The organism is Candidatus Pantoea bituminis, from assembly GCF_018842675.1.
Lineage (GTDB): Bacteria > Pseudomonadota > Gammaproteobacteria > Enterobacterales > Enterobacteriaceae > Pantoea > Pantoea phytostimulans.
Window position 1 is genome coordinate 155114 of the sequence record NZ_JAGTWO010000002.1, and the last position, 12860, is coordinate 167973.

General features: G+C 48.8%; 7 protein-coding genes and 2 pseudogenes. 1 reads left to right on the forward strand and 8 read right to left on the reverse strand.

Annotated features, from left to right (window positions below; genetic code table 11):
• Window positions 1–11: 11 nt before the first annotated feature.
• The 4 genes from KQP84_RS02620 to KQP84_RS02635 form a co-directional block, all read right to left on the reverse strand.
• Window positions 12–1247: an MFS transporter gene (locus KQP84_RS02620; protein ID WP_215845105.1), complete on the reverse strand. Its 1236-nt coding sequence runs from the start codon at window positions 1245–1247 to the stop codon at window positions 12–14.
• A gap of 99 nt (window positions 1248–1346) precedes the next feature.
• Window positions 1347–2297 carry a VOC family protein gene (locus KQP84_RS02625; protein ID WP_215845106.1) on the reverse strand — a complete coding sequence of 317 codons (951 nt, stop codon included), beginning with the start codon at window positions 2295–2297 and terminating at the stop codon, window positions 1347–1349.
• 417 nt (window positions 2298–2714) lie between these two features.
• Window positions 2715–3452: a PadR family transcriptional regulator gene (locus KQP84_RS02630; RefSeq protein ID WP_215845107.1), complete on the reverse strand. Its 738-nt coding sequence runs from the start codon at window positions 3450–3452 to the stop codon at window positions 2715–2717.
• A 280-nt stretch (window positions 3453–3732) separates the two neighbouring features.
• Window positions 3733–6039 carry a FepA family TonB-dependent siderophore receptor gene (locus KQP84_RS02635; RefSeq protein WP_252515162.1) on the reverse strand — a complete coding sequence of 769 codons (2307 nt, stop codon included), beginning with the start codon at window positions 6037–6039 and terminating at the stop codon, window positions 3733–3735.
• A 238-nt stretch (window positions 6040–6277) separates the two neighbouring features.
• On the opposite strand from KQP84_RS02635, the gene KQP84_RS25755 reads away from it, so the two are divergent.
• Window positions 6278–6400 carry a hypothetical protein gene (locus KQP84_RS25755; protein ID WP_256449262.1) on the forward strand — a complete coding sequence of 41 codons (123 nt, stop codon included), beginning with the start codon at window positions 6278–6280 and terminating at the stop codon, window positions 6398–6400.
• Between the two features lie 317 nt (window positions 6401–6717).
• Here the strand turns inward: KQP84_RS25755 and KQP84_RS02640 are convergent, their stop codons facing one another.
• From KQP84_RS02640 to KQP84_RS02655, 4 genes and pseudogenes are all read right to left on the reverse strand, one after another.
• Window positions 6718–7692, reverse strand: a complete 975-nt coding sequence (locus KQP84_RS02640; protein WP_215845108.1) for a VOC family protein — start codon at window positions 7690–7692, stop codon at window positions 6718–6720.
• Between the two features lie 414 nt (window positions 7693–8106).
• Window positions 8107–9135 (reverse strand): annotated as a pseudogene (locus tag KQP84_RS02645) (MFS transporter); the annotation flags it as partial.
• Window positions 9136–9798: 663 nt separating this feature from the next.
• Window positions 9799–11544: a tannase/feruloyl esterase family alpha/beta hydrolase gene (locus KQP84_RS02650; RefSeq protein ID WP_215845110.1), complete on the reverse strand. Its 1746-nt coding sequence runs from the start codon at window positions 11542–11544 to the stop codon at window positions 9799–9801.
• 435 nt (window positions 11545–11979) lie between these two features.
• A pseudogene (locus KQP84_RS02655) lies at window positions 11980–12851 on the reverse strand (NAD(P)-dependent oxidoreductase).
• Between the last annotated feature and the right edge of the window lie 9 nt (window positions 12852–12860).

Below are 12860 nucleotides of genomic sequence, written 5' to 3' on the forward strand. Positions count from 1 at the left end.
GTTCAGGAAATTCAGATATGGCTTTTCAGGGTGCTACGGTCTCCAGCATGGGCGTCGCGTCCGGGCTGATGATTGACATCGCGCAGCCAGATCGGTACGCCTGCCAGACAAACAACCAGCCCACCGATGACCAACACTGCCAGCGACTGCATGCTTCCACTGTGTTGTGCCGCGATAAACAGTGGAGGCCCCAAGAACACGCCAACCAGCGTCAGTTGTGTGATCAAGCCGCTGGTGGCGCCAATGCTTTCACGTGCTGGCGCGACGACCGGTGCCAGTGCCCACATGCCCACCAGCAGGCCGCTGCCAAACATAAACAGCCATGACGCGCCCACCGAGAGCATGAAACCGAGTGGCAACATGTAAATTGCGAGGGCTGGAATGCCGGTAAGGATAAGCCCAACGAATCCAATCGCGGCGGCCTTTACTCCCCGGTTAAGCATTGCGCCTACCATCAGGCAGCCAATGCCGTTACATATCATCGCCACCACATTCCAGTGCGCCACTTCCACCAGCGGTACGCTGTAGCGTTTCGATAAATAGGGTGCAAGTGTGGAAATAATGCCGGTTTGCAAAAAGGCGTCGGCACCAAATGAAATACCGAGCAGATAGATCAGCGGGCTTCTCAGAACAGCGCGCAGACCACGCGTGCGTGAAAACTGCGCTTTCTCTTCTGCACTCCGACGCGGCAGGCTAATCATGGCGATGAATGCCAGCAGCAGCGTCAGTAGCGAATGCGCAATAAACGCAGCGCGCCAGTTACTGAAGTGGTCCGCAAGACCGGCAGAGAGAAAGGGCAGCAGAAAACTGGCGGGAACAAAGGTTGACCATAATGCCATCGCCATATTGCGTTGTTTGCCGGTCGTAATACGAATTAACAGCGTTACAGCGGCAACGGCCGTCATGACGTAACCTATGCCTGTCACGATTCGCCCGGCTAAAAGTAAGTTGAATGTGGGGGCGGCAACGACACAAACATCACCAATGACAATAACAACGGCACCGACTAACAGAACAATACGGTCCCCGGCACGATCAACAATGTATCCGGCCAACAGTGCACCTAACGCAACCATCAGCGAAGGCAGGGACATAATGAGGCCCATCTGGCTGTGGTCGAATACGTGAAACTCTTTAGCAATAGAACCTAATTCAGTTACGGCTTCGCTAACGGTCATTGCAGCCATTACGCCGAGGGCGTAGGCAACGAGAATTCTGACAAGTGGATTTTGAATGAATGTACTCACGATCCTGTCTCCCTAAAGCTGATATCACAGTCTGCTGATGCAGAAACAGTGGGATAGCGGGCTTTGCGCCACGCGTATTACAGCGTTACTGCAGAACGGTTAACCATCGTTAGCCAAGGCAAGAAAACGTTCCAGCGTAGGAGGATCGACACGGATTTCCGGTTGAGTGAGAACAGTGTCAGTAAAGGACGTGGCTTCGGTAAACCACTTGTTCTGGGCGGGAAGTCCCCACTGATCGGCGCGTTTAGGATCAGCTAAATCCCAGCCGAGCGCGGGTTCCAGATCGATGTGCTGATAATGCGTATTGAACAATTCGATGCGATGCCCGTCAGGATCGCGGAAATAAGTAAACAGTGCACCACTGATACCGTGCCGGCCAGGGCCACGCTCCAGGCTGGGCGCATAACCTAACGCACCGGCAACATCACAGGCGCGGATCATGTCGTTGGAATCCGGCAGGGTATAAGCAAAGTGATGCAGGCGCGGGCCTGGACCTTGGGTGAAAACGATATCGTGCGGATTGCCTTTCCGTTGCAGCCAGACGCCCCATAAATGTTGCATCTCACTAATATTCGAATAGGTATATTCACTGACGCGAAATCCGAGCGCCTGATAAAAGCCCCACGTCTGGCGAACATCGCTGACCTGCAGCTGATAGTGATCAAGTCGCTGCGCGCTGGCCCCGCGATAATGCTGATACTGTTTCAGCATCCGTTCACGCGGTTCCATTGATGCGCAAAATTCGAGTGGCACACCCACATTGTCTCTGACGCGCAGCGTGAGCCCCTGATAAGGCACATCAGCCAGCGTCGCCGTTTTGCCCTGTTCGGCAAAATAGTCCTGTGCTTTATAGATATCGTCTTCATTACGTACGCGCATTCCGATACATGCACATGTCGCTTCAGATGATTTACGCAGCACTAAACTGTGGTGCCCGCGCTCTTCGAGGCCGCGTAAATAGACAGCCGAATCATCTTCATCACTCACCACTAGCCCGACCAGCTCGGTATAGAAATGCCGGCTGGCATTAAGGTCGCGGACGTTAAGCACGACGTGGCTGGCACGCGTTACATTAAAGGGGGTTCCAAAACCAACTCATCAATCTGTGGCATGGGCATGTTCTCTCTTTCAGACGAAGCGATTGTCAGTATTGTTATGTGAGCCAGCAATGACATAACCGGCCCGCTTTTGCCCCCGCCACTACGACTGACTTCAGTAACGAGGAAGCGATAATTTAGATATATCGCATTAATAGATATATCTCATTGTTTGCGATGAATTGGAGATCAAGCGCACAATTCAGGATGAAGGTTAAAAAACGTTGAAGTTGCAGCGCTCAGCAAAGCGAAAAAGGTATTAAGTGAGGGATCACTCAATACCTTTTTTATGATGCTGTCCGTACTGGCAGGATCAGCATGTGGAGGAAAGTTATTATTTTATAATGTGTTAGTGCGAGCTTGATACAAATTAAGATTCTACAGATTTAAGCTGTGCAAGCGTTTGTTGCAAAATGGCGGCAACCTGTCGCTGCGTCTCTTCATCACTGCCATGATAGCTATGTAACTGGCTTCGTAGTTCATGAAGCGCCTGCATTAATGACGGTTCAAACGGCTGACGCTGCTCAGACATTGCCTGATTCACGGTTTCGCTCTGCTGAGCGAACAACGCCAGTTTAGCAAGCAACGCATCCGCCATTGCCTGATTGTCGGTCAGCCAGCTTTCTCCCTGCTCATTGATCGCATAGCGTTTGCGGTTACCTTCCTGATGCACAGTGACATGGCCCACATCTTCAAGGTAAGTCAGGGCTGGATAAATCACGCCCGGGCTTGGTTTATAAAAACCGCCGCTTTTTTCTGACAGAGTTTTGATCAGCTCATAGCCGTAGCTGGCCTGCTCTTTCAACAACGTCAGTAATAAAATCTGTAACTCATCCGCACCAAATTTACGGCCACGAAGGAAAGAGGGACGATCGCGATGACCGGAATCACCACCCCCACGACGATGTCCGCGATGACCCCCGTCACGTCCGCCATGCGGACCGGCAAAACGTCCCCGATGACGTTCACCGCGCATCGCCTGATGCCACTGGTTAACGCTTGTTTCTGGCTTCTCTGTACGGCTTTCAACCTGATCAGCAAATTCATTGCGGTGCGCGTGTTTTCGACCACAGCCGCCACGGCGTTCATTAAACATATCTCTAAACATAGGTCTCTCCTGATTAAATGTGTCTTACGACTGTATCGTAAGATATTCATCTTTGTATATCTTACGATAATAAGATGCAAGAGGATTTTTGGTACATCAGGGATGAGAAAGCAGTAAATCAACAGCCAAAAATTTGCCACTGTAGTTAAAAAGCTACTGATTTTGAAGATAATTAATTGCTTTTAGAAGTGGGGGAAGTAATGAAAAGCTGACCATATAAATGACCAGCTTTGATGTTTGTACTTAATTACAGCACATTTTGCTCATTCGGGACTTTCTATCAGAATGACGTGGTTACGCCCGCATAGTAAGCGCGACCAGGTTCGTTATAGGTAGAGGCACCCTCATTTTCCCGATAAATACGTTTATCAAGTAAGTTACTGATACCAGCAGTGAAACGAAGGTTTTTATTAAACTGATAGTTTGCTCCTACGCCCCAGATGGCATAGGCACCCACTTCGTTTTCCGCCAGCCCGCTGGCTTCCTTACGAATTTCGGCTGTGGTACGTGGATGCTGGCGGCCATACATAGTCCAGCTGAGGGTAGTCGACAAGGCATCTGTCATCTGCCATTCCAGCCAGCTGTTTACGGTATATTTCGGGATCAGAGACAGAGGATTACCTGTCTCTTTATATTTGGAGGTAAACATGTAGGTCGCATTGGTTCGCCAGTTCAGGGTGTCTTCTACCACAGGGATAGTCAGGTTCGCTTCCATTCCCTGCGTGAGAGCTTTGCCCCCGTTCTGCCACTGATAGATATCATACGTGGATGAGTAACGCGCGTTTGCCACCTCAACGGTGCCCAGAGAATTACCGTTATCCGCGACGATTTTATTCTGATAATCATTGCGGAAGTAGGTAAGCCCCGCACTGTAGCCTTCGTCGTTCCATTGCAGACCGATTTCTTTGTTAATGCTGATCTCAGGTTTGAGATCGCTGTTACCCATTAGATAACAACCGGTGCTGCCACCAATGTTACAGCCATTACCGCTGCTTGCCAGCAGATAACCTTCACTGGACTGATAGAGATTCGGCGCTTTGAAAACGCGTGCGATACCGGCTTTGAACGTAACATTGTCGCCTAACGCCTGCTGCAGGTTCAGGCTTGGGCTCCAGTTACTGCCAAAGCGATCGCTGTAATCAAACCGCACGCCAGGGATGAGAGTCGTACCGTCAAAAGCATCAATCGTATCTTCCAGGTAAACAGCACTGAGTTCCTGACTGTTTTTACTGGCTCGCTGCGAGGGATCGCCGGAAATACCGTTAATGTCGAGCCCTGTGGCGTCAGTTTCCTGCATTGACGCGGGATCATTGAGTTGTTCTTTGTTCCACTCAGCACCCAGCGTTAGGGTATTGTCTACCCACAGCGTAAAAGGAATAGTGAATTCGTTATTAATCCGCCAGGTTTTGTAACGGCTGGTATTGTAGGTATCGCTGCTAATCATACCTTCCACTTTACCGGTTGAACCTTCTGCCAGACGGGTATTGTGCGTATCCTCATAGCTCATCGTCAGCTTAGACTGGCCCCAGTCCCAAATGCCGTTATGTATTATGCTATAGGCCTGACGATACATACGGTTGGTTTCTGAACCATATAAATCAGGGACAAGCGTGCTTAAATTACTGTTACTGTACTGCGTGTCACCGGCATAAATATTGCCTTGTCGGCTATAGGCATAATTAAAATCAAGATACTGTTGCGGATTAATTTTCCACTGAAGCTGGGTATTAATATCGCGGTTACGTACTCCTTCCCTGCCGGCTGCGTAAGAGCCATTTTCGCTGTTATTGATATCATATGCATCTGCGTCAGTTTTATTGATATTCCCAAACAGACGCAGGGTTAAAACATCATCAACAAGCGGGCCGCTTAAGCTGAAATTCATGCGCTTCGTTGCGCCTTCATCTTTATCTTCAGGCTGATTGGTGAAGAGTGACAGAGAACCATGCCAGTCATTGGTGGGGCGTTTAGTAACAATATTGACGACGCCACCCATTGCGCCTGAACCATAATGCGCAGCGGCTGGGCCACGTAAAACATCAATATGATCAACCATCTCTGGCGGCACCCAGTTACTGTCGCCACGGGTATCGCGTTCACCCGTCCGGCTATAACGAACTGAGCTCCTCGATGAAACCGGCACACCGTCAATCAATATAAGCGTATTTTCAGGCCCCATTCCCCGGATATCAATTTGGCGGTTATTTCCGCGGCTACCGGTTGCACTGTTGCCGGTTAAATTCACGCCCGGCATTTTACGAATAATTTCTGATAAATCATTTACGGGTGGGTCACTTTCAATATCTTTTTGTGTAATCAGAGAAGCGCCAGGCTGTTGTTTCAGCTTCTCTTCCGGCTTTGCTGTAACAACCATAACGTCAGCATTTGTAGCCTTCTTTTCAGTGACATCTTCTGAGTTACTTTTCGTTCTGGCTTTATTTGGTAATGAAGCATTGTTTATTTCTTCGGCATTCCGTAATAACGGTACTGAAGATTCTGAATTCGAAGCCAGAGAATATCCGCTATGAATTATGCTGCCTACCAGTAAAGACAAGGCAGTTTTCCGTGCATTAAAAAAATAAGACATATGATTATACCAGGTTATTTTTATCGGCAAAAAATTGCGCCGTAATAATTATCATAATCATTCGCATTTATCAGAAAGGTGAATCATAAAGATACATTTAAACGCAATTTGTTACATCCAACGACATAAAACTGCGGTGACATGTGCAGAAAGTTTAATTTATGGATAAAAAATGGAGAACGTAAAAGAAGTGTATTTGAAAGGGCGTATTATTTAACGTAATGAAGGCCGCTAACGCTTGGCTGGAAACTTTATTGCCGGCTTCAACCGTCACTTCGCCAGAACAGCAAAATACCCGAAAAACCTGCACCGTCCGGTCAGTGAAACGCCGACGGAGCTGGAGGATACCTTTGCCTGGTAGGAGCTGCGCATGCTGTAGAAGCTGCTGAAGTTCCAGTACGAAAAATATCGTATCTGGCTCAACCTAATGAATAAAAAAACGTTCGTCACCGGTCAGAAGATCAGCATTTATGACTACGCTGATCTGCGCCAAAGTTTTATATTAAATAGCTAAGGGCTTGGCGCAAAAAGCCGATTGCAGGGATTACCGTAAAATATTGCGAAGAAATTCTGCCTGTTCAGGCAGAAGATCAGGTTAAAACTTGAATACTGTGCATTGGGTCAGCAAGTGCTATTCCCCTTCATTATGCCAGCCTTTAACAAATGCAAAACTCATTCTTATGGATCCTTTGGCATCGGTGGTGTACCGTGCGTATGGAAAGTCTCAATAGTCTTTAATCCCCACGCCTGTCCTTTTTTACGCTCGGTCTCTGTCCATACCACAGTCTGCCAGTCCGGGGCGAGTATCAGGCGAGCGCCGGAGTTTGCCAGCTCAACGCGATTCCCCGCCGGCTCCCAGACGTAAAGGAAAAAGGTCCCCTGAATCGCATGCTTATGCGGGCCCGTCTCAATATGCACGCCGTTTTCGAGAAAGATATCGGCTGCGCGCAGAATATCCTCTCGGGTGTCTGTGGCATAAGTCACGTGGTGCAGACGTGCTCTGCCGCCGCCATGCTCTTCCGTGCATGCCAGGTCATAAGTTTTATTATTAATCGTGAACCAGCAGCCACCAATCCGGCCATTATCAAGCTGAATCATCTCGGTAACCCGCGAGCCAAGGCAGGTTTCCATAAAGCGTTTAAACTCACTTACGTCCGCTGCAAGCAAATTAAGATGATCGAGGCGGCGAGGACAAGCACCACGTCCATGATAACGCTGCGCAAGATTTTTCAGTGACGGGCTCTCACCTACTTCAGCCTGATAGCGTACGGTTTCATAATAAATTTCAAAAACATGACCGAAAGGATCGGCAAAGCGGAAGGCGCGACCGTGCCCCTGATCGTCATTCACCCAGCCAATTATTTCATAATCGCTGGCCTCAATGACGGCCACACGTCGCATCAGCGCTGCTTCCGAGCTGGCACGATAAGCGATGTGCCCTACTCCAGTCGTATGATGACGCGTCAGCTTCAGGGTATGAAATTCATAGTCATCCCAGGCACGCAGCCATGCATGCTTTTCATCCTGCGCCGAGACGGTAAGGCCATAGACATTGACGAAGAAATTAAGGCTCTCTTCAAATTTGTCAGTGTAAATCTCGACATGTGCCAGATGGGCAATATCATGACAGGGCTCCGTCATTTGATTTGTCATAAGGACCTCCTTTCTTGTGTAGGCGTACCAATGTTCTCTGTTTAATTAAGAGGTAAGTTATCCGCCTTTCACCCAACAAGAGAGTTGGTTTTACCTTTGCAGGTATGAGTTTCTTTTATAATGTGACAGCGGTAACACGACAGGCTGGGTAAAGAAGCGGCAACCCCACGTTTATATACGCAAACAGGTTGCATGATCACAGGGGTCAGTCGAAAGGAATTTTACATAACCGAAACAGATTAACGTGCAATAGGCGCTGCGGTTCCCCGGCTTGTCACGCAACTGATTGTTGCGTCTCAACGTCACCGACCATTCCTGTCAGTTTACAGGTGTGGTGCGCTGTATAAGCCGCACCCGTTTCACTATTCACTGCGCTAAAAATGTTTTGCTGACGAGAATTAAAAAGAATTCGCTTTAATTAACTTCAGCGAGATTAACGCCCGTTGCATTTGGCAGGCACAGAGCGGCGATGATCCCTATACAATAAGAAGCAATCGCCAGACTTCCCATTGCATATCCTAAATGAACCTGACTCGAAACAATACCTACCAGGGCAGGCATTAGCGAACCGAAGCCGCGTCCGAAGCTGGCGCAAAATCCTGCCCCACTACCGCGAATGTGTGTAGGATATAATTCAGAAAAGGCGGGGGTTAAACCTGAAGCCAAACCACCCTGTAATGCCCCGAGAAAAAACCCCAATCCAAGCGTCATATTCAGACTGACATTAGCAAACATATAAATACTGACAACAATCATTTGACACAATAGAAACAGAATAATGGTTTTCCATCGGCCAAACTTATCGCTTAATCGGCCATAGAGAAAGGGGCCTATCAGCGAACCCAAAATATTTATCGCTAAATAACCTGACATTGATACTACCGGCAATCCCAGTTCCATACGCAGATAGGTTGGCAACCAGGTAATCATTATATAAGCACCACCAAATATTCCGCTGGCCAATAAAGTTGCGGTCACGGTAATACGCCGGTGCTTTGCCTGAAATATCTCCGTTATCTTTTTAGGTTGTCTCTTTTGCGTCGTATTCGAAAAAACGGGTGACTCCGGCACTAAGCGACGAATAAACCACACCAGAACAGCCGGAACAATGCCGATAAGGAAAAATAATTTCCAGGCAATTTCTTGCGGGAAAAAATTCAGTAACACCGGCAGTACGGCCAATGAAATGGCATAACCCAGTGCGTATCCGCTCTGAATTGATGCTCCAACACGACCGCGATAACTCGCCCGGATCACTTCGCTGATTAACACACCACCAACGACAACTTCGCCGCCGTAACCAAGGCCCTGTAAAAAACGTACGATCAGAAACTGCCAGAACTCGCCACACAGTGCAGTCAGTGCTGTAAAGCAGGCCACCCATAAAACCGTTAACTGCATTACGCGAATACGCCCCCAGCGATCGGCCAGCATGCCAGCGCTCCAGCCCCCAAAGCACTACCTATTAAGGATGCCGACCCTAATATTCCAGCTTCGGATTTAGTCAGTATTGCCAGACTTAATAATATTGGCATCACTAACGAATAAATAGTGCTATCCATCGAGTCGAGAGTAAACCCGCCCAGACAGGCCCACCAGGTTTTCTTTTCATTTCTGGTGAGTTCACCGTACCATCCTGTTTTCATTTTCCACCCGCCGTTGGCTACAAAAAAATAGCTCGCCACCTTTTCAGGTAACGCTCATTATTATCGTTTAACGACATACAGAACTAGGTTAAAATAAGGATTGATAACAGCACCTTTATAGTTTTTTGTGATCGCTGCCGCGGTAAAATTACAATATAAAAAACAACACTTAATCTATTATTAAAGCGTAAGAAAAAAGCTAATCACTAATATTTATCCAGCCATGAGTTTTATTAATAAAAAATCAACATACCTTTTTACTCGCTATAGATACACTCTTCTTTTATCCTTATAAATATTAATTAAAAGTAGTTATTTTTTTACAACCAACATGCTTATAAAGGCGTCAATTCAATAAATCAGAAACATCCTGAATTAATAGATACCTTCAAATCTCTAACGCGCTAAAATAAAAAACGCCGCAATCGCGACGCTTTTTATATTTACATTTTAACTGATTTTAATGTCTAAATTGATAAGGCTGATAAAAATGCGATCCTGCCCAATCGTAATGCTTGTTGATTATAGGTAACGTTTTCGGCACATAGGACGCCGCCTGCATTACATTATCTTTGCCGTTCCACACCGCATATTGCGGGTAAGGATAAACAGGACGCGATGCTGCGTTAGACGGGATGGTTTCCAGTTTCATATCTGGACGTTCCGTCACTGGAGGTTTTCCTCCCTGCATCGGGCTGGCTTTCAAAGGCAGCTTACCACCCGCGCCGACAGGCTGACCGAAGCTGTTTTTCTGCTGCGGTGAGGCCTGCCAGGTAGTGACAGCGTCAGGTGCCTGGCCCTTTTCCACCCAGTTCATCACGGGCGTCAGGAAATCGACCAGACTCGGGCCTTCTCCATTCGAACAATGGTAAACACCGGGCAGCAAATACAGACGTTCAAAGGCCTGGCGCTGTGATGCGCCCATCTCTTTGCCCAGCGCATTGTGGTATGCAATTGAATTTATAGGAGAAATATGCGGATCGGCCCAGCCGTGCCAGATGATCAGCTTGCCGCCTGCCTTAGCAAACGCGCGCAAATCAGGATTGGTGGCATCATAGAGGCTGTGCAACTTACTGAGCTCATCGAAAGTTTTCTGATCAAATTTCAGCTCATTAAGTGTAAAAGACGGTGCCGGGTTAGTGACAAAATTAACGTAACGCAGCGAAGAGAGCGAAATCATTGAGCTCATCACTAGCTGGCTCTTTTCTTCAGGAATAAACACGCCCTGCCAGGCAAGTTCAGAGCCATACTGCGGCCCGCCGACAATCAATTTACGACCGGTTTTTGCATCGCGTGGCCCGTCGTAGAGTTTCTTCAGCGCGGTAAGTTGTACGTTGCTCAAGCATTTACCGTCCTGCTGACCCGCTTTACAGCGAAGCACATCCAGGTTGGGATGACAGGCTTCCGGCGCGGCAATCAGGCCATCTTTCTGTCCGTCGAGCGCATCACATTGATTCAGCACAGCCTGATGTATCAACGGCAGGTCTTTTGACGTCAGTAGTGCGTTGCCGTCTTTGTCCCGGTTGCTGACTACCTGCCAGGCATGATACATCGCGTTCTGTACCTGGAAATTCATGGCTGCCGCACCCGCAATGATGCCGTTGAAATCATGCGGGAAACGCTGCGCTTCCATCAGCGCTTCGCGCCCACCGTCGGAGCAGCCGTTGAAGTAAGCAAATGCTGCCGGTTTTTGATAGAACGCGGCGATGAGTTTTTTAGCGGCCAGCGCAGTCAAATGTTGTCCCCGCCATGCAAAATCGCTGCGTTTCTGGCTGTCATTTCCCCAGTCCGCTTCCTCTTCACGATGCCCCATATTTGTCGCCGCCACAGCAAAGCCGTTACTGTTGAGCGGTGCGCACCCTGCCGCTGCGCCGGGCTGCAGCGTAATGGAGCCACATAAGCCCCCACAGCCTACCTGCATATATCGTTGATTCCAGCTGTCTGCGGGTAATAAAAGACGAAAACTAATTTCCGGAGCCAGCGTCCCTTCTACTTTGCACCACTGAGCATTGTTCAGTTTGATAACCGAGGTGCTGTTAACCTGACTGCCTTTACCACCGATCTCTGTCAGGTCAGTAGATTTCAGGCTGTCACAGCTGACCGCGGGTTTCATCATTGCCAGATTGGCTGCATGTGCTTCCGGCAATATTAAAAAAACGGCCAGCAGTGACAGCAACTGCAGACCGTAAAAAAGCTTGTTCTTCATAAGGTTCCCTGAGGTAATACCGTGTGTGGCAAGTATAAATTTATTGCATATTTTCACTGCGAAATCTTTTCGTGGAGAAAGTCAGCATTTAGATAAGCAGCGTAAGGAAATATGTTTTACCTGGTTCAACGGTGAAGTAGTAGGCGCAGGCCGTATGGTGCGAATCATTCATTGCTGGCCGAGCTGGCGGCGCAAATAGCACCCCGTTACCGTGTTAATCACGCTACGCAAAGGTGCTAACTGAAGCCGGCACCTTTTTTACCGCCAGTCCTGCCACATTCTCAGCAAAAGCTCGGTTGTTATGGCCTTTAGCGCATGAGCAGACAGAAGAAGAGTTAATGAATAAAGCGGCTTTTATTCATCTTCTCTGCAATGAAAATCTGAGGCCGGGTTTTAAGCAACGACTCAGTAGCTTGTAGGCGCTCTCATGATCAATTACCTCAAACGATCTAACGCTTCCTGCCAGACGAATGGCGTAAAATCACTGTAGCGTACGCACTGCTCCGCCATTCTTGCCGGCAATCCGGCCTGCACCTGCTGTGTCGCCTGACTCATTACCCCCGCCACGCCGACATCCTGCAAGGTTTTCACCACTTCGCCCATCTCTTCCGCGCGCCTGACGCCATGTTCCGCAACCCGGCTGATAAGATAATGCGGCAATTGATCGTTCCATCCCAGCGACGGGAAACTGGCATGCAGAGAGGCTAAAACGGCTTCTTCTACACCATACTGCCGCGCCGCACTGAGACATTCGGTGGTTAAGGCTTCCAGACCTTTAATCATTACGCTGCGACACATCTTGATCGCCGACACGTCACCAATATGCTCACTGGCAGCGCGCGCGTTGCAACCCAGCGCACTTAACGTGTCCGCAGCGAGAGACGCTGCAAACCCGCCAATCAGCAGCGGTGTAGCAAGCCGCTTTGGCGGCACCGGTGCCATGACCGCAACATCCAGATACGCTCCTGCCCCTGCGGCTATTACCTCAGCGGCGGCACGCTTGGTTTCCGGTGCAACGGAATTAAAGTCCAGAAAAATCTGGCCGGCACGCAGCAGCGGCGCTGTCTGTTTTGCGACGTCCAGCGCGCTGGATGCTGTTACCAGGGATAACACCCAATCTGCGCCGTCCAGCGCCTCATTCAGCGAATCTGCTGGCTGAACGGCGATTTGCCCCGCCAGCCCGCGCAAATGCTCAGCGTGCTGGCTGAGAAACTTTTGTCCCAGACACGCACGTTTGCAATACCCGCTAAATCCTGAGCATATACCTGTCCGGCTTCACCAAAACCAATAATCGCAATACCTGTCATGTGTATTCC